At 69.5% G+C, this 17,031-nt stretch carries 13 protein-coding genes; 9 read left to right on the plus strand and 4 right to left on the minus strand.

The window, feature by feature from the left end; all coding sequences use genetic code 11:
* Window positions 1–8: 8 nt before the first annotated feature.
* On the minus strand, window positions 9–1,589 hold the full coding sequence (locus BBH68_RS31425; RefSeq protein ID WP_065967123.1) for a GMC family oxidoreductase: 1,581 nt from the start codon (window positions 1,587–1,589) through the stop codon (window positions 9–11).
* A 196-nt stretch (window positions 1,590–1,785) separates the two neighbouring features.
* Between BBH68_RS31425 and BBH68_RS31430 the strand changes: the two genes are divergently transcribed.
* Window positions 1,786–3,369, plus strand: coding sequence for a GMC oxidoreductase (locus tag BBH68_RS31430; RefSeq protein ID WP_065967124.1), 1,584 nt, complete (start codon window positions 1,786–1,788; stop codon window positions 3,367–3,369).
* A 20-nt stretch (window positions 3,370–3,389) separates the two neighbouring features.
* On the opposite strand, the gene BBH68_RS31435 is transcribed toward BBH68_RS31430, so the two are convergent.
* Window positions 3,390–4,997, minus strand: coding sequence for a PucR family transcriptional regulator (locus tag BBH68_RS31435; RefSeq protein WP_065967125.1), 1,608 nt, complete (start codon window positions 4,995–4,997; stop codon window positions 3,390–3,392).
* 126 nt (window positions 4,998–5,123) lie between these two features.
* Between BBH68_RS31435 and hisD the strand changes: the two genes are divergently transcribed.
* The 4 genes from hisD (at window position 5,124) to BBH68_RS31455 (ending at window position 10,644) form a co-directional block, all read left to right on the plus strand.
* A complete protein-coding gene (gene hisD, locus BBH68_RS31440) occupies window positions 5,124–6,449 on the plus strand; it encodes a histidinol dehydrogenase (RefSeq protein ID WP_065967126.1) in 1,326 nt (441 codons plus the stop codon).
* A 95-nt stretch (window positions 6,450–6,544) separates the two neighbouring features.
* On the plus strand, window positions 6,545–8,155 hold the full coding sequence (locus BBH68_RS31445) for an APC family permease (protein WP_079151320.1): 1,611 nt from the start codon (window positions 6,545–6,547) through the stop codon (window positions 8,153–8,155).
* The gene (locus tag BBH68_RS31450) at window positions 8,152–8,820 is read left to right on the plus strand and encodes a ThuA domain-containing protein (RefSeq protein WP_065967127.1); all 669 of its coding nucleotides are present in this window, start codon (window positions 8,152–8,154) and stop codon (window positions 8,818–8,820) included. Before BBH68_RS31445 ends, BBH68_RS31450 begins: the two co-directional genes overlap by 4 nt.
* Window positions 8,821–8,856: 36 nt before the next feature.
* Window positions 8,857–10,644: a thiamine pyrophosphate-binding protein gene (locus BBH68_RS31455; RefSeq protein WP_065967128.1), complete on the plus strand. Its 1,788-nt coding sequence runs from the start codon at window positions 8,857–8,859 to the stop codon at window positions 10,642–10,644.
* Between the two features lie 106 nt (window positions 10,645–10,750).
* Here the strand turns inward: BBH68_RS31455 and BBH68_RS31460 are convergent, their stop codons facing one another.
* Window positions 10,751–11,416, minus strand: a complete 666-nt coding sequence (locus BBH68_RS31460; RefSeq protein ID WP_065967129.1) for a TetR/AcrR family transcriptional regulator — start codon at window positions 11,414–11,416, stop codon at window positions 10,751–10,753.
* Between the two features lie 191 nt (window positions 11,417–11,607).
* On the opposite strand from BBH68_RS31460, the gene BBH68_RS31465 reads away from it, so the two are divergent.
* The 3 genes from BBH68_RS31465 to BBH68_RS31475 all read left to right on the plus strand — a co-directional run bounded on the left by BBH68_RS31465 (window position 11,608) and on the right by BBH68_RS31475 (window position 15,661).
* On the plus strand, window positions 11,608–13,101 hold the full coding sequence (locus tag BBH68_RS31465; RefSeq protein ID WP_065967130.1) for an APC family permease: 1,494 nt from the start codon (window positions 11,608–11,610) through the stop codon (window positions 13,099–13,101).
* Window positions 13,101–14,201, plus strand: coding sequence for an alcohol dehydrogenase catalytic domain-containing protein (locus tag BBH68_RS31470; RefSeq protein ID WP_065967131.1), 1,101 nt, complete (start codon window positions 13,101–13,103; stop codon window positions 14,199–14,201). The genes BBH68_RS31465 and BBH68_RS31470 overlap by 1 nt, the downstream gene beginning before the upstream one ends.
* Window positions 14,202–14,326: 125 nt before the next feature.
* Window positions 14,327–15,661: an NAD-dependent succinate-semialdehyde dehydrogenase gene (locus tag BBH68_RS31475; RefSeq protein WP_065967132.1), complete on the plus strand. Its 1,335-nt coding sequence runs from the start codon at window positions 14,327–14,329 to the stop codon at window positions 15,659–15,661.
* Window positions 15,662–15,809: 148 nt separating this feature from the next.
* Here BBH68_RS31475 and BBH68_RS31480 read toward each other — a convergent pair whose 3' ends face one another.
* Window positions 15,810–16,316: a DUF3995 domain-containing protein gene (locus BBH68_RS31480; protein WP_245738402.1), complete on the minus strand. Its 507-nt coding sequence runs from the start codon at window positions 16,314–16,316 to the stop codon at window positions 15,810–15,812.
* Window positions 16,317–16,570: 254 nt separating this feature from the next.
* Between BBH68_RS31480 and BBH68_RS31485 the strand changes: the two genes are divergently transcribed.
* Window positions 16,571–17,011 carry a GNAT family N-acetyltransferase gene (locus BBH68_RS31485; RefSeq protein ID WP_065967133.1) on the plus strand — a complete coding sequence of 147 codons (441 nt, stop codon included), beginning with the start codon at window positions 16,571–16,573 and terminating at the stop codon, window positions 17,009–17,011.
* Window positions 17,012–17,031: the final 20 nt, after the last annotated feature.

Raw genomic sequence — 17,031 nt, forward strand, 5'->3', positions numbered from 1 at the left:
AGAAGGGTTCACCCTGCCGACGTCCGTATGAACGAGGCGGCCCTCTCGCCAATCATGATGGCGGGGGCGTTGGTGTTCCCGGTGACGAGGGTCGGCATGATCGACGTGTCCGCCACGCGGACGTTCTCCAGCCCGCGCACCCGGAGTTCGTGGTCGACGACCTTGCCCATCATGCAGGTGCCCGACGGGTGGTAGAAGGAGAACGACTGCGTGCGGATGAAGTCGTCGATGTCCTGGTCGCTGTCCGACAGCGGGGCGAGTCCGGCGTCAGCGGCCCCGCGCAGGTCCGACCGCAGCAGGGCCGTCAACCGCTGTTCACGGGCGATGCGCATGCACAGACGGACGCCCTCCCGCAGCCGCCGCCGGTCGTCGGGGTCGTCGAGGTAGTTGTGGAAGATGCGCGGCTTGGCGTACGGGTGGGAGTGCCGCAGCCGCACCGAGCCACGGCTCGCGGGCCGGGCGACGTAGGGCCCGAACGACATTCCGGGCTCGAGAGGCGCGGCGAGACCTTCCTCGCGGACGATCCCCAGCGCGGCGTGGACCTGGATGTCCGGGGCAGGGACGTCGTCGCTGGAGCTGAAGAAGCCGCCGGTCTCGTTCCAGGCCATCGGGCCGGTGCCCTGCCGGCGCAGCAGCTGTTCCTGCGCGGAGGTGTCCGGTCCCAGGAGCGGCTCGGTGTCGCTGAAGAAGCTGATGAAGCACCCGGTGTGGTCCTGCATGTTCCTGCCGACGTCCGGCAGATCGTGCAGGGGGGTGATCCCGCCCGCGGAGAGTTCGTCGGCCGGCCCGACACCGGACTGGAGAAGCAGGTGGGGCGAGTTGTAGGCCCCGAGGGACAGCACGATCTCACGGTCGACATGGATCGTCCGGACGGTTCCGAGGTGGTCGACCTCCAGGCCGGCGGCCCGCGAGTCGTCGAAGCTCAGGCGCAGGGCGGTCGTCGAGGGAAGCACGGTGAGGTTCGGACGACCCGCGGCCGGCTCCAGGAACGCGATCGCGCTGCTGCACCTCAGGCCGTTACGCTGCGTGACCTGATGGTAGCCCACACCCTCCTGCTCGGCCCCGTTGAAGTCCGAGTTGTACTTGTATCCCGCGTCCTGAGCCGCCTCGACCCATGCCGTCAGCAGCGGGTGGACGGAGCGGGGGTTGCTGACGGTGAGGGGGCCGCCGACGCCGTGAAAGTCGTCGGCCCCGCGCTCGTTGTCCTCGGACTTCTTGAAGAACGGCAGGACGTCGTCGTACCCCCAGCCCGGGTTGCCGAGCCGCTCCCACGTGTCGTAGTCGTAGCGGTGCCCGCGCACGTACAGCATGGTGTTCATCGAGCTGGTGCCGCCGATCGCGCGGCCGCGGGGCAGGTAGGCGCGGCGACCCGCGAGCTGCGGCTCGGGTTCCGTCTCGAAGTCCCAGTCAAACGCTGTCTTCATCTGCTGCGAGAAGAGCGCGGGGATCTCGAAGAGGCGGCCCCGGGCCGGCGGTCCTGCCTCGATCAGCGCGACCGTGACATCCGGATCCTCGGACAGCCGGGCCGCCACCGCGCAGCCGGCCGATCCGGCCCCGACGACGACGTAGTCGTACGATTCCCTGTCCATTTCGCCTCCGTGGAACTCTGGTCGCCCTGGTCGGCGCGTGCCGTTCCTGGAGAGGCTAGGGACGCCGGACATGCTCAGCACATGCACGAAGTGAGCGCTTATGGCGCCAGTCGTTACCCATTCCGTGCATGTTCTGTATCCATGCCGCTGCTTAGGCTCTCTTGGAACTATTGCGGCGAAGAGGGGATCCCGACTCATGTCCGACCCGGTCCGTCAGAATTACACGCCTCCGGAGCTTCGGCCCGACGCCCTCGTCTCAGTCGGTACCGCCGAGGAGATCAGCACCGATGTCCTGGTCATCGGCTCCGGCATGGGCGGGTCCTCGCTGGCCTGGGCGCTGAAGGACTCCGGTCTCGACGTACTCGTCGTGGAACGGGGTCACTTCCTTCCACGTGAACCCGAGAACTCGCAGCCGGTCGAGATGTATATCAAGGGCCGTTACAAGAACGCGGGCTATTGGTACGACGGCAGCACCGGCAAGCCGTTCGCGCCGGGTGTCTATTACTGGGTGGGCGGGAACACCCGTTTCTACGGCGCCATGCTGCCCCGTTTCCGGCGCAGCGACTTCACCGAGGTGCAACACCACGAGGGTGTCTCGCGCGCCTGGCCCTTCGCTTACGACGACCTGGAGCCCTTCTACACCGCCATGGAGCAGCTGCTCCAGGTGCACGGGCAGACCGGCGAGGACCCGACCGAGCCGCCGCGCTCCAAGCCCTACCCGTATCCTGCGCTCCAGCACGAACCGGAGATCGAGCGGTTCGCCCGGTCGCTGCGCGGGCAGGGCCTGCATCCGTTCCACACACCGAACGCCCTGAACATCAGCACGCAGGCCGACCGCGCCGCCGTGACGACCGCCGACGGCTGTCCGGACGAGACGGGCATGAAGTCCGACGCCGAGAACCGGCTCCTTCTCCCCGCGCTGCGCGACGGCGTCAGGATCCTCACGGGTGCGGAGGTCACCCGGCTGATCACCTCGCCCGACGGCCGGAAGGTCGTCGCCGCCGAGGCACGGCACGCGGGCCGGATCATCCGTGTCAACGCCAAAACCTTCGCCCTCGCCGGAGGTGCCGTCAACTCGGCCGCGCTGCTGCTGCGTTCGGCCGACGACGCGCACCCTCAAGGGCTCGCCAACTCGTCCGGACTGCTGGGCCGCAACTACATGGTCCACAACAGCACGTTCTTCGTCGGGGTCAACCCGCTGCGGACCAACCCCACGAAGTGGCAGAAGACACTCGGCCTGAACGACTTCTACGAAGCCGGACCGGGAACACGCTTCCCGCTCGGGAATCTCCAGATGCTGGGCAAGCTGCAGGCCCCCATGCTCAAGCCCGCGCGCCCGTGGGCACCGACCTGGGCCCTGAAGTTCATGGCGGCCAGAAGCCTCGACATCTACCTGACCACCGAGGACCTCCCGTCCCGGGACAATCGGGTCCGCGTGGACGGGGACCGCATCCTCATCGACTGGACGCCGACCAACCTCGCGCCCCACCACGAACTCGTGCGCCGGGTGACCCGGGCGGTCCGCAAGGCCGGCTATCCGCTGATCTTCACCCAGCGCATGGGGATCGAGACCAACTCCCACATGTGCGGAACGGCCGTGGCGGGTCACGACCCGGCGGAGAGCGTGCTCGATCCCCTCTGCCGCAGCCATGACGTCGACAACCTCTGGGTGACCGACTCGTCGTTCTTCCCGTCCTCCGCGGCGCTCAACCCGGCCTTGACGATCGGGGCGAACGCCCTGCGCATCGCCCCGTCCCTCGCCAGGGCGACGAAGGGCTGACGTCGTGGCGGTGAGGGCGGTCAGGTCCGCCGCAGCGTCGGCTTGCGCAGCAGATCGTGTCCGCGTACGGCCAGTAGCAGCCGCTGCTGGTTGCCGACCTGTGTGAGGTCGAGGCCGAGGATCTCGGAGAGCTTGTCGAGGCGGTGGTAGAGCGTGCGTCGCTGGATGAAGAGCTCCTCCGCCGCCCGGGCCTTGTTGCCACCGCAGTCGAGGAAGGTGCGCAGGGTGGGCAACAGGGGGTTCTTCACCAGGGCGTCGTGCTCGAGGAGCGGACCGAGTTCATCCTCGACGTACCGTCTGAGCTCGGGACCTTCGGAGAGCGCGACGAGGAGGCGCAGCGCGCCCAGATCGTCGAAATGACGCACCTCCGCGGTCGAGGCCGCGGCCGCGACGGACGCCGCGCTGCGGCTCTGGGACAGCGCCAGCGGAAGGACCGCCGGCTCCACGATCCGGCTGATGCCACCCCGTATCCCGTGATCGGCCAGCAGGGTCCGCACCCGGGTGGCGTCGGCGCGGGTGGGCAGGCCCACGACCGCCACGTCGAAGTCCCCGGTGTCGCCCACGACGGCGGGCCAGCCGGCCTCCTGCAGCAGACGGGCGAGGAGGTGGTCCTTGGTGGGCTCCTCGTCCCCCGCCCAGGCCGTGACGACGATCAGGTCCCGTCCGCGCAGGTCCTGGCCGAGCGCCAGGCCGAGAGTCACGAACCGCTCTCCGGTGATGTCGCCGAGCAGAAGCCGGTTGAGCAGTGCCGTCTGACGCTGGGAGGCACGGGCGCCGCTCTCCCGCTCGCTCAGCAGCGAGATCGCCACGGCCGCGGCGGCCCGCTCCAGCGTGCGCAGTTCGGGCGGGCTCGGCCGCTGTCCGCCGTGCAGAAGGTGCAGCCAGCCCCATGACTCGCCCCGGAGCACCACGGCCTGGCGGGCGCATGGCGCGACCTCGCGGAACGAGGCCGCCGGGGCGGTGGGGACCCCGGGGTCCTGCGCCGAGAGCGAGGGGTGGCGTTCGTGGATCGCCCGGGAGTGCGCACTCCACTGGTCCACGACCTGGTCGGCCTCCGGCGTCGCGCCCCCGTACGCCAGCATCTGATGAGCGACGTTCTCCAGCACCACAGGGTGCCCGGTGCGGCGGGCCAGTTCCCTGACCACTCCGAGGTAGTCCTCGTCCGCCAGCAGCAGGTCCATGAACGCCTGGCTGGTGGCCTCCTCGGCGATCAGCTGCTTGACGCGCATCCCGACCAGGACCTCGTGGACCTGGGCCGAGGTCTCGACGAAGGGGATCTCGTCGGCGAGTCCTACCAGGGGCAGGCCGACCGCCTCGGCCTCCTCGATCACGGCCTCCGGCATGGAGTCGAACATGCGCCCGGCCAGTTCGACGACGAGGACGGCCGCGTGGGCGTCCGCGAGCCGTCGGATGAAAGCCCGCTGCTCGAGCGCTGTCGCGCCCATGCCGAGGCCGGCGGTCAGCAGCATCTCCTGACCCGTGAGAAAGCGATAGATGTCCGGGATCTCACCGGTGTGCACCCAGCGCACAGGACGGTTGAGATTCCTGTCCCCGGCGTACACGCGCACGCTGGTGCGCGTGAACACCTCGAGCTCCAGGGCAGCGCGAACCGTCAGCACTTCAGCCATGATCCACTACCTCGGTGTGTGCAGGATCCACGGCCAATATTGCACACCCTGTGCCTGTCATCCCACTCCTTGTTTCCCCAGACTTCAGGTCAAGCCCGCAGGCACAACCCCTGCAAGGAGTGCAGAGTGTCAGCACAACACAAGACCATCAAGGCTCCGGCCGCCGTGAAGACGGCACGGACCAGCCGTCCGGAAATCGTCGAGACCGTCGCGGAGGTGATCGCCGACGTACGGACCAACGGCGACGCCGCCGTGCGCCGCTGGTCGCGGAAGTTCGACAACTGGAGCCCGGAGTCCTACCGGCTCGGTCCCGACCAGCTCGCCTCCGTCGTCTCCTCCGTCCCGGAGACGGTCCTGGATGATCTGCGGTTCGTCCAGCAGCAGGTCCGCGGCTTCGCCCAGGCGCAGCGGGACTCGCTCACCGACTTCGAGGTGGAGACACTGCCCGGAGTGTTCCTGGGGCAGCGCAACATCCCCATCGGCGCGGCCGGCGCCTACGTCCCCGGTGGCCGCTACCCCCTCACCGCGTCGGCCCACATGACCGTCCTGACGGCCAAGGTCGCGGGCGTCGAACGGGTCGCCGCGACGACGCCGCCGGACCGGGGCGCCCCGCCGCCCGTCAGCATCGCCGCGATGCACCTGGCCGGGGCCGACGAGATCTACGTCATGGGCGGTGTCCAGGCCGTGGCCGCCCTGGCGCTGGGCACCGAGACGATCGACGCGGTCGACATGCTCGCCGGCCCCGGCAACGCCTACGTAGCGGAGGCCAAGCGCCAGCTGTTCGGCGAGGTCGGGATCGACCTCTTCGCCGGACCGACGGAGGTGCTGATCGTCGCGGACGACACCGCGGACCCGTTCGTGGTGGCGACGGACCTGCTGTCCCAGGCCGAGCACGGACCCGACTCCCCGACGGTCCTCATCACGACGTCCGAGGAGGTGGGCACGCGGACCATCGCCTGGGTGGACAGGCTGCTGCCCGACCTGCCCACCGGAGACGTCGCCGGGCGGGCCTGGCGCGACCACGGCGAGGTGATCGTGGTTCCCACCCTCACCACTGCCTACGAACTCGCCGACCGGTACGCCAGTGAGCACGTCCAGATCCTCACTGCCGAGCCCCGCGAGGCCCTGCACCGAATGCGCAATTACGGCGCCCTCTTCCTTGGTGACAAGACATGTGTCGCATACGGCGACAAAGTCATCGGCACCAATCACGTACTTCCCACCCTGGGGGCGGCCCGCTACACCGGCGGCCTCTGGGTCGGCAAGTACCTCAAGACGGTGACCTACCAGGAGATCAGGGACGCCGGGGCCAGTGCCCGGCTCGGTGAGATCTGCGGCAGGGCATCCCGCATCGAGAACTTCGAGGGACACGCGCGCTCGGGAGACGTCCGCGCCGCACGCTTCGGATCGGCCCCGCTGGGCTGGGCCGATTACGCCTTCGACCAGGCCTGACCCGCGATGACGGACCAGGGCTTACGCCGGACCGCAGGCGCGGCGCGGCATCCGTTCGACAAGGAGCACCTCCCCCTCGACCCACGGAGATCGTCATGTCAGCAACAGAGAACGAGGCGCCCACGGCGCCCGGATCCCACCGCGTCCCTCCCCCGGGCGGGACCCCAGGCCTTGACTCATCGGCCGAGGACGCGGAACTGCTCGCCGCGCTGGGCTACGAGCAGCGCTTCGACCGCAAGGTCAGTCTGTGGGCGAACTTCGCCCTCGGCTTCGTGTACCTCTCGCCCCTCGTGGGCGTCGTGTCCCTCTTCGCGGTCGGTCTGGCGACCGCCGGCGGGCCGTCCATCTTCTGGATAGCCATTGTCGGAGCGGGACAGTTCCTCGTCGCTCTGGTCTTCGGGGAGGTCGTCTCGCAGTTCCCGCTCGCCGGCGGGCTCTACCAGTGGGTCCGAAGGCTCTGGAACGGGCGCTACGCCTGGTTCAACGCGTGGACCTACATCTGCTGCATCACCATCGGCATCACCAGTACCGCGCTGTTCAGCTCGGACTTCGTGGCCAGCCTCTTCGCCGGTACCGCTGACGAGCCTGGCATCACCTCCACCCCCGCCGAGCGCCTTTGGATCGCGATCGGCATGACCGTCCTCTGTCTGGTCTGCAACTGCTTCGGCACCAGGACACTGGCCCTGATCTCCAAGATCGGGCTCGCCGCGGAGCTGATCGGCATCGTTCTCGTGGGCCTGTACCTGCTGATCTTCGAGCGGCACAACTCCTTCTCGATCTTCTTCGAGACCAGCAGCTCCAACCACGACAACTACTTCATGGCCTTCATCGCCGCCTCACTCGTCGGGCTGTTCCTCTTCTACGGCTTCGAGGCATGCGGCGAGATCGCCGAAGAGGTCCCCAACCCCTCCCGCAGCATCCCCCGCGCCATGCAGCTGACCGTGGCGGTCGGCGGAGCGGCCGCGCTCTTCGCGTTCGTCGGCTACGCGCTCGCCGCCCCCGACCTGCCCTCGATCCTCTCGGGCAAGGACGCCAACCCGATCCCGTCGATCCTGCAGAGCTCGGTCGGCACCGTGGGCACGAAAGCGGTGCTCATGGTCACCATCACGTCCTTCATCGCGGGCGTCATGAGCCAGCAGGCCGCCGCGAGCCGGATCGTCTTCTCCTTCGCCCGCGACGACATGTTCCCGGGCTCCCGGGTCTTCTCGCAGATCTCCCGCAAGCACCGTGTCCCCCTGAACGCACTGCTGGCCGTGAACGTCGTTCCGCTGCTGATCTTCGTGTTCGTGTTCTACTCGCCCGATTCGCTTACCAAGATCGTGGCCTTCCAGGTGCTGGCCGGATACGCGGCCTTCCTGATGGTCGTACTCGCCGCGCTGCGGATGCGCCTGAAGGGCTGGCGTCCTGCCGGAGCCTGGACCCTCGGCCGCTGGGGACTCGTGGTCAACGTGGCGGCCCTGGCCTACGGCATCCTGGGAATGGTTCTGCTGGCCTGGCCCGCCGGCGACGCCGGAACCCCGCTCCTGGACCGGTGGATCGCGCTGATCGGCTTCCTCGTCGTCTCGGCCGTGGGTCTCGTCTACTTGCTGGCCGCGAAGCCGGAGCGCAAGTCCACCGCGCCGGAAGGCGACGCCCTGGAGATCGCCGAGCAACTGCGCGCCCGCGCCGCTGCCCTCGCATCCACGGCCGGAGGGAAAACCGCATGACCCGCGTCCTGTACCTGTACGGAGGCTGGCCGGGGCACAAGCCCTACCAGGTCGCCCAGGAATGGGCCCTGCCGATCTTCAGGGACCTGGGCTTCGACGTCGACGAGGCCAACGACATCTTCGCGCTCGACGCCGACCTCACCGGCTACGACCTCATCGCACTCAACTGGAACAACGCCCTGCTGTCCGAGGGGCTGACCGCCGCCCAGGAGGCGAGTCTGCTGGGGGCGGTGGAGGCCGGCACCGGGATCGCCGCCTGGCACGGCGCCGCCGCCGCGTTCCGGATGAGCCTGAAGTACCACTGGCTGATCGGCGGCAGCTTTCTCGAACACCCCGCGGGCGAAGGCGTGAAGTACCCCTACCAGGTCACCGTCACGGACACCGGCCACCCGATCACCGACGGCGTGAAAAACTTTCGGGTCGCCTCCGAGCAGTACTACATGTCCGTCGACCCCAATAACCACGTCCTGGCGGAGACCACCTTCACCGGCGAGCACCTGCCCTGGCTGGAGGACCGGACCGTCCCGCAGGCCTGGACCCGCACCTGGGGACAGGGCCGCGTCTTCTACAGCGCGGTCGGACACGACCTCGACGACCTCCAGAACCCGGACGTCACCCGCCTGTGCACCCAGGGCTTCGCCTGGGCCGCCCGTCGGAACGCCTGATCCCCCATCCGAACCAAGCTTGATCGGGAGCACACCATGCCTGTCCTCACCGGAGGCCAGATCGTCGCGCGAACTCTGCGCAACTACGGGGTCGACGTCGTCGCCGGCATCCCCGGCCACGGCATCTGGTCACTGACCGACGCGTTCCTCGACGACGAATCCAAGATCCCCTTCATACAGACCTTCCACGAGCAGAGCGCCGTCCACCTCGCGGACGGTTACTACCGCGCCACCGGCCGCCCGCAGGCCGCGGTGACCTCCATCGGCGCCGGCGCCAGCAACACCGTCATCGGCATGGGCACCGCGTTCACGGACTCCACCAGTGTCCTCGTCGTCACGGGCGGCCCGCCGACCCACATGCGCGGCCACGGACTGCTCCAGGAACTCGACCGCTACACGGCCAACGACTTCCCCAAGGTGGCCGAAGCCGTCAGCAAGCGGCACTGGGTCGTCACCCGGGTCGAGGAACTCCCCTTCGTCCTGCACCGCTGTTTCAACTCCATGCTGACCGGCCGCCCGGGCCCGGTGCACCTCGAAGTCCCCATGGATGTACAGGCCGAGGCCGCGAACGTGGAACTCCACGACCTCGAACGGCGCATCCCCGTCGGCCGCCAGCACCCCGACCCGGAAGCCGTGGAGCGTGCGGTCGACGTGCTGCGCGCGGCCACTCGGCCGGTCATCGTGGTCGGTGGCGGTGCGATCACCTCCGAGGCGTCCGACCAGGTCCTCGCGCTCGCCGAGCGGTGGCAGATCCCGGTCGTCACCACGTGGAACGGCAAGAGTGCCTTCCCCGAGGACCACGAGCTGTTCGCCGGCAGCGTCGGCCAGACCGGCACGATGACCGGCAACGCGATCGCCAGCTCCGCCGACGTCGTCATCTCGGTCGGCTGCCGCTTCACCGACTGGTCCGCATCCAGCTACGCCAAGGGCATCAGCTTCTCCATCCCGCCCGCGAAGCTCATCCACATCGACATCGACCCCCACGAGATCGGCAAGAACTACCCCGCCGAGGTGGGCATCGTCGCGGACGCGCAGCGCGCCGTGGCCGCCATCGTCGACTCCCTGCCCTCCCAGGGCGTCGACCGCTCCGAGTACCTCGCCGAACTCGCCCGGCTCAAGCAGGACTGGGAGGAGAAGCTCGCCGGCCGCCGCGACAGCGACCGCTTCCCGTTCACCTCCCAGCGCCCGCTCGGCGCCCTGCGCTCCGTCCTGCCGCGTGACGCGATCATCGTCGCCGGCTCGGGGAACACTCAGGGGGCGGTCAAGCAGACCTTCCCCGTCTACTCCCCGCGCACCCACCTCACCTCCGGCGGCTTCTCGTCCATGGGCTGGGCCGTCCCGGCCGCCGTCGGCGCCAAGCTGGCCCGGCCCGACAGCCCCGTGGTGTGCGTCCTCGGCGACGGCGACTTCCTCATGACCGCCCAGGAGATCGCCCTCAGCGTCACCGCCGACGCACCGGTGATCTTCGTCGTCCAGAACAACGCGGGCTACATGTCGATCCGAGGCGGCCAGCGCAAGCAGACCTCCCGCCACATCGGCACCGAGTTCTCGTACCCCGACGGCTCGCCGTACAGCCCTGACTTCGCGGCCATGGGCCGGGCCTTCGGGATCGAGTCGTGGAAGATCAACGACGCCGCGTCCCTGGAGCCGACCCTGCGCAAGGCGGTCCAGTCCGGGGCCCCCGCCGTGATCGAGGTCCCCACGGACCGCGACGCCGCGGGTCCCTGGGTCCCCGGCTGGTGGGACTTCCCGATCCCGGCGTACATCACCGATGAACGCCAGGACGAGTACCACCGCACCCGCGCCACCGAACAGCACCTCTGAGACGGCCCCGCGCCCGCCAACACCGCCCGTGCAGCCGAGACCTGGCCGCACGGGCGGTCCTCATCTCATCCGGGGTGAGTGGACGTGTCGGCGTAGCCGCGGGTGCTCACTCCGGCGGGCGTCGGGGAGGTTGCTTCAGACCGCCGGGCGTCAGGCCCAGTTCCGCTTCCGCGAGTGTGCGGGCCAGATCGGCCAGCGGCTCCACGCGGCGGTCGGCGCTGGTGTTGATGTACGCGCCGGCTCCGTCGACCACGGCCAGGACCCGTACGGCGGCGCTCCACGGGTCGGCGCAGCGGAATGCCCCCTCCCGCACCCCTTGCGCGATGATCTGTTCGATGCGGTGGCACCAGCGCAGCTCCTGGCTGACGACCCGGTCGCGGAGCGCTGGGCGGTACCGCGACAGATGCCGAGCGTTGAGCCAGAGCTTGCTGATGTTGTCGAACTCGGTACCCGAGATGAGGGTGAAGAAGCGCTGGAAGACGCGGAGGGGGCTGTCGGCGCCGGGCTCGGCCGCCGCCGTGTCCGCCTCCGGGAGCAGTCCGTCCAGCTCCTCCGTGGTGGCGCTGGTGAACGCCTCGGCCACGAGTTCCTCGATCACCGGGAAGTAGTGGTGGATGAGTCCGGACTGGACTCCGAGGCGGTCGGCGATCCGTTGCCGGGTGACGCATTCCAGGCCCTCCTCGAGCCCTATCCGCGCGGCTTCCGCCACGATCTCGCGGCGGCGCTCCGCCGCCGATTTGCGGACTTGCTTCCCAGGACCCCTTGACGTCATGCGAAGGATGCTATTGGCTGTGCAGCCAAATACCAATTGGCTCTACAGCCAATTCTGGGTCGCAGCCCGCCCGGCTGCCGTCGCGCCGGTCCCTCAGCCGGCCGGAACAGCGGGGTGGGCGGCCGGCCTCCACCGTGCGAGCGCCGCCACCGGGCGGGCGCTGCGCCCGTAGCACATGCCAGGAGAAGAACGTGGACCACAACCGCACCGATGCCGGTGAGCTGGCGGAATACGGCTACGAGCAGGAGCTGAGACGCACCCTGTCCGCGTGGGCCGTGTTCGCCCTCGGCTTCGCGACGATCTCGCCCGTGGTCGGCATCTACGCCGTCGTCCAGCTCGGGTTCGTCTTCGCCGGCCCCGCCTGGATCTGGGCGGTCGTCGTCGCCTTCCTGGGGCAGTTGCTCGTCGCCACGGTATACGCCGAGCTGTCCTCGCAGTTTCCGATCACCGGCGGCGTCTACCAATGGGTGCGCCGACTCGGCGGGCCACGGCTCGGCTGGCTGGTGGGCTGGATCTACCTCGCCTCGGCCGTCGCCTCCCTGACCACCGTGGCGTATCTCGGTGCGAGCTGGCTGCACATGCTCGTCAGCGACTCGGAGCTGTCCCCGGCGGCCCATGTGCTGCTCGGAGTGGTCTTCATCGCCGTGGCCCTGGGCATCAACCTGCTGGGCGTCAACCCGGTCAAGCATTTCCTCAACGCGGGCATCGTCGCCGAGGGTGTCGCCTCCATCGCCGTCAGTGTGTTCCTGCTGCTCTTCGCGCGCCACCACGGCTTCAGCATCCTGTTCGACACCCTGGGCTCGGCATCCGCGTCGGGCGGTTCCGCCGCGGCGGGGTTCGTGACATGTCTGGCCGTGGCCGGTTGGGCATTCCTCGGGTTCGACGCGACCACGCAGGTCGCCGAGGAGGCCGAGCAGCCGCGGCGCAGCGTGCCCAGGGCGCTGCTGCGCTCGTACGTGTTCGTGGCGTTCACGGTCCTGCTGACGTCGATCGCCGTGACGTTCGCGCTGCGGCGCCCCGAGGACGCCGTGTCCGGGAAAACCGTGGACCCCGTCTTCGAGGCGGTGACGCAGGGCCTGGGCGGCTGGAGTGAGAAGCCGTTCATCGTCGTCGTGCTGATCGCGTTCTTCGCCTGCGCGATCTCGATCCAGACTTACATCGGGCGGGCCGTCTACGCCTTCGCGCGGGACCGGCAGCTGCCCTGTTCCACGCAGCTGGCCAAGGTCGGCGACCGCCAGATCCCCTGGGTCTCGCTGACCGTGACCGCCGTGCTCGCCGGCCTCGGCCTGCTGCTCGGGTTCAACGGCAACGCGGCCGCCACGCTGATCTCCTTCGGGTCCGGCGGCTTCTACTTCGTCTTCCTCACCGTCGCGCTCGTCGCGCTGATCGCGCGCCTGCGTGGCCGCTGGAATCCCTCCGAGGGCGATTTCCGGCTCGGCCGGACCGGTCCGGTGATCAATGTCCTCGCCGTGGCGTGGCTGTTGTTCGAGGCGGTCAACATCGCCTGGCCGCGCGCTGAGCTCGCCCCGCCCTCGGGCAGCTGGATCCAGGTCTGGGCGGTGGTCCTGGTCTTCTCCGCGCTGCTCGTCCTCGGCCTGGCCTACGTCGTCGCCGCCAGGCCCCACACCCGGCTCGCCGCCGACCTGCCGACCGTCCCCTCGACCGAGGAAGTCAAGGCTCACTGATGTCCGCGCACCTGTCCCCCGCCATCGCCTACGACCCCGTCGCGGGGCTGCACATCCGCGAGATCTCGCACCGGCCCGCCGGGCCGGGCGAGGTGGAGATCGACGTCCGCGCGGCCGGGGTGTGTCACTCCGATCTGCACATCCTGACGGGCGACTGGCCCAGCGACCGCCCTCTCGTCCTGGGTCACGAGGCCGCCGGCGTGGTCACGCACGCGGGCGAGGGCGTCAGCGCGGTGAAACCGGGCGACCACGTCGTTCTCTCCTGGTTCGCGCCCTGCCGCCGCTGCCGCAAGTGTCTGGCCGGCATGGCCTGGCTGTGCACCGGCACCCAGGCCGTGGCGAACACCCTGCCCGACGGCACGACGCCCATCACGGACGCGCAGGGCGAGGAGGTCTGGCCGTATCTGGGGCTCGGCGCGTTCACCAGCCGGGTCGTCGTACCCGAGTCGGCCGCGGTGAAGGTGCCCGACGAGCTGCCGTTCGGGATCGGGGCGCTGCTGGGCTGCTCCATCTCCACCGGCATCGGCGCGGTCATGAACACCGCCGGCGTCCGGCCCGGTGAGTCCGCGGTCGTCGTCGGCGCCGGCGGGGTCGGCCTGTCCGTGGTGATGGGGCTGCGTCTGGTGGGCGCCGACCCCGTCATCGCCGTCGACCTGTCGGCGGAGCGCCTCGTCGCCGCCGAGCGCTTCGGCGCGACCCGCACGCTCGACGCCGCCACGACCGACGTGGCCGCCTGGTGCCAGGAGGAACTCGGCGGAGTCGACTACGCCTTCGAGGCCATCGGCAGCGCCAAGGTCATCGAGACCCTCCCCGGCATGCTCACCTCCGGCGGGGCGGCCGTCCTGGTCGGCATGGCCCCGGCCGACGCCACAGGAGCGTTCAACCTCTTCGACCTCGCCGACCAGGGCAAGCGCATCCTCGGCTGCAACTACGGCTCCAGCGTCGGCGCGATCGACATCCCCAAACTGGCCCGCCTCTACCTGGCCGGCCGGCTGCCACTGGACGAGCTGATCGGCAACGTCCGCCCGCTGCACGAGGCAGCCGCCGCCTTCGAGGACCTCAGGTCGGCCGTCGGGGCCCGCACCATCCTCGAGCCGTAGCACCGCCACCGCGGCCCGCCACGCACTGTCCCGCCACGGACCGTCGGGGCCCACCACGCCCTGCAGGTGCGCGGCCGGGGCCTGCCCGAAGCCCTTCCCCTCCCCCGCACTGCCTGGAGAATCCGATGTACGCCGTCACCGACCCGGCCACCGGACAGACCGTCCGGACCTACCCGACCGCCACCGACGCCGAGGTGTCCGCGGCCGTGGCCGCCGCTCACGCCGCCACCGCATGGGGCCGCGGCAGCTCCGTGTCCGAGCGCGCCGCGCTGCTGCGCCGGCTCGGGGATCTGCACGCCGAGCACCGTGCCGATCTGGCCGTCGGCATCGTGCGCGAGATGGGCAAGCCGCTCGCCGAGGCAGAGGGAGAGATCGACTTCTGCATCGACATCTACCACTACTATGCCGACCACGCCGAGGAGTTCCTCGCCGACGAGGAACTGCCCCTGACCTCCGGCCCTGGCCGCGCCGTCATCCGGCGCAGCCCCGTGGGGGTCCTGCTGGGCATCATGCCGTGGAACTTCCCAGCCTACCAGGTCGCCCGGTTCGCCGCCCCCAACCTCGCCCTGGGCAACACCATCGTCCTCAAGCACGCCCCGCAGTGCCCGGCCACCGCGGCGCTGCTCGAGCGGCTGGTCGCCGAGGCCGGCTTCCCCGTCGGCGCGTACGTCAACGTGTACGCCACGAACGAGCAGATCGCCGAGGTCATCGCCGACCCGCGCGTCCACGGCGTGTCCCTGACCGGCTCTGAGCGGGCCGGTGCCGCGGTCGCCGAGATGGCCGGACGGCACCTGAAGAAGGTCGTCCTCGAGCTCGGCGGCTCCGACCCGTTCATCGTGCTGTCCACCGACGACCTCGACTCCGTCGTCGACGCCGCCGTCAGCGCCCGCCTGGACAACACCGGACAGGCCTGCAACGCGGCCAAGCGGTTCATCGTCATCGACGGGCTGTACGACAGCTTCGTGGAGAAGTTCACCGCCGCCCTCCTCGACCGTCAGTCGGGGGCCCCGCTGTCCTCGGTCGCCGCCGCCGACACCCTCGAGCGTCAGGTGGCCGCCGCCGTCGCGGAGGGCGCGACGCTGCACACCCGAGGCGAACGCCACGGCGCCCACGTCCCGGCCGGAGTCCTCACCGGCCTCACCACCGAGCACACCACGGCACGCCAGGAGCTGTTCGGGCCGGTCGCCATGGTCTTCCGCGCGGCCGACGAGGCGGAAGCGCTGCGGATCGCCAACGACACCCCCTACGGCCTCGGTTCGTACGTCTTCACCACGGACCCCACCCAGGCCGCGCGCGTGGCCGACGGCATCGAGGCGGGCATGGTCTTCGTCAATGGTGTCGGTGCCGAGGGTGCCGAGTTGCCCTTCGGCGGCATCAAGCGCTCCGGCTTCGGCCGGGAACTGGGCCGCCCCGGCATCGAGGAGTTCGTCAACAAAAAGCTCATCCGCACGGTCGCGTAGACGGCGACGCGTCGGCGATGCGGGCCGGACAGCGTCCGTACATCACCGTATGGGTGTGTACGGAGTTGTCCAGGCCTGCTCCGATGCCATGATCACACCAGCCACCACGAGCTCATCTCACCCGTGACCAGCAGTTGCGTGGCGGCTCTCAACCGATGCCGGTAGCCGTCGAGGCCACGGACAGGACCAGGGCACCCAGCGCGCCCACGGCGCCGCAGAGCCGCAGCTTGCGCCGGTCATCGCGTGGGCGGACATACAGTGCGGTAGCCCCGGCGAAGGCCAGACCGCCGATGATGAACCACGGTCCCCACAGGTAGAGGTACCAACCAGTCAGCGCAGCCAGATCTGGCTCAACAGAGATGGCACCAGCCTCGACCAGCACACCGTGGACGACGAAGAGGCCGCCATGCCACGTGAGCAGGATCGCCGCGCCACCGCCGCAGAACACCATGAGTCGGCTGATCCGCGAGCCCCGCGGCCGCGTCAAGCCGATGCCGATCAGTGCCCCAAAGAGCTTCAGGAAGCCTGTGACCATCAGGACGGTCAGGAACCACGGCACTCCGTCGCGAGCGAGTTTCACCAACGATGGCGACACCGTCGACTGCGCGCCGAAGGTATGGCCCGTCGCCCAGAAGAAACTGGGTACCGCGAACAAGAACCCCCATGCCGCAGCGGCGTAGCCAGGCCACCTGCTCAGGCAGAGGCGGACCTTCCGGCACGGGACGGAACACTCTGTCGCGTCCAAGGAACGCATGACTGACATGACTCGAGCATGGTCCGCACCGCGAAGGCGGTGCGTCATCCACACGGGGGATCCGCCTCCACCACGAGAGCTACCTCTCGTACGCCTCGGCCCGCGAGCGTGTTGACCGCGCCGGGTGGTCTGGGAGAGACCACTACGATCGGCGCATGCAGGTCACATACGAATGGCGCGGCGACTTCGACGACGGCACCCTCAACGCCCTGCACAGTCAAGGGTTCGGTCATTCGACGCTGCCCATTGGCTGGTGGGAGCAGGTGCAGCGGCACAGCCTCGGGTGGGTCGTGGCCAGGGAAACCGGGGGAGCCGGCACGGGCGGTGCGCCGGGGGAGGCCAAGGCGGGCGGGCGGCTTGTCGGATTCGTAAACGTCGCCTGGGACGGTGGCGTGCACGCCTTCGTCCTGGACACGCTGGTCGACAAGGAGTTCCAGCGCCGGGGCGTCGGCACAAGCCTCGTCGCGGAAGCCGTACGCGGTGCTCGGGCAGCCGGGTGCGAGTGGCTGCACGTAGATTTCGACGACGAACACCGGCCGTTCTACTTTGACGCCTGCGGATTTCAGCCGACGAACGCCGGACTCATCGCCCTGTGACCCGATAGGTGAAACTATCG

Source organism: Streptomyces sparsogenes (genome assembly GCF_001704635.1).
GTDB lineage: Bacteria > Actinomycetota > Actinomycetes > Streptomycetales > Streptomycetaceae > Streptomyces > Streptomyces sparsogenes.

What these genes read in the sequence shown, in the direction of transcription:
- BBH68_RS31425 (WP_065967123.1), bottom strand. Translation starts at nt 1,589, where the DNA reads ATGGACAGGGAATCGTACGACTACGTCGTCGTCGGGGCCGGATCGGCC.
- BBH68_RS31430 (WP_065967124.1), top strand. Translation starts at nt 1,786, where the DNA reads ATGTCCGACCCGGTCCGTCAGAATTACACGCCTCCGGAGCTTCGGCCC.
- BBH68_RS31435 (WP_065967125.1), bottom strand. Translation starts at nt 4,997, where the DNA reads ATGGCTGAAGTGCTGACGGTTCGCGCTGCCCTGGAGCTCGAGGTGTTC.
- BBH68_RS31445 (WP_079151320.1), top strand. Translation starts at nt 6,545, where the DNA reads ATGTCAGCAACAGAGAACGAGGCGCCCACGGCGCCCGGATCCCACCGC.
- BBH68_RS31450 (WP_065967127.1), top strand. Translation starts at nt 8,152, where the DNA reads ATGACCCGCGTCCTGTACCTGTACGGAGGCTGGCCGGGGCACAAGCCC.
- BBH68_RS31455 (WP_065967128.1), top strand. Translation starts at nt 8,857, where the DNA reads ATGCCTGTCCTCACCGGAGGCCAGATCGTCGCGCGAACTCTGCGCAAC.
- BBH68_RS31460 (WP_065967129.1), bottom strand. Translation starts at nt 11,416, where the DNA reads ATGACGTCAAGGGGTCCTGGGAAGCAAGTCCGCAAATCGGCGGCGGAG.
- BBH68_RS31470 (WP_065967131.1), top strand. Translation starts at nt 13,101, where the DNA reads ATGTCCGCGCACCTGTCCCCCGCCATCGCCTACGACCCCGTCGCGGGG.
- BBH68_RS31475 (WP_065967132.1), top strand. Translation starts at nt 14,327, where the DNA reads ATGTACGCCGTCACCGACCCGGCCACCGGACAGACCGTCCGGACCTAC.
- BBH68_RS31485 (WP_065967133.1), top strand. Translation starts at nt 16,571, where the DNA reads ATGCAGGTCACATACGAATGGCGCGGCGACTTCGACGACGGCACCCTC.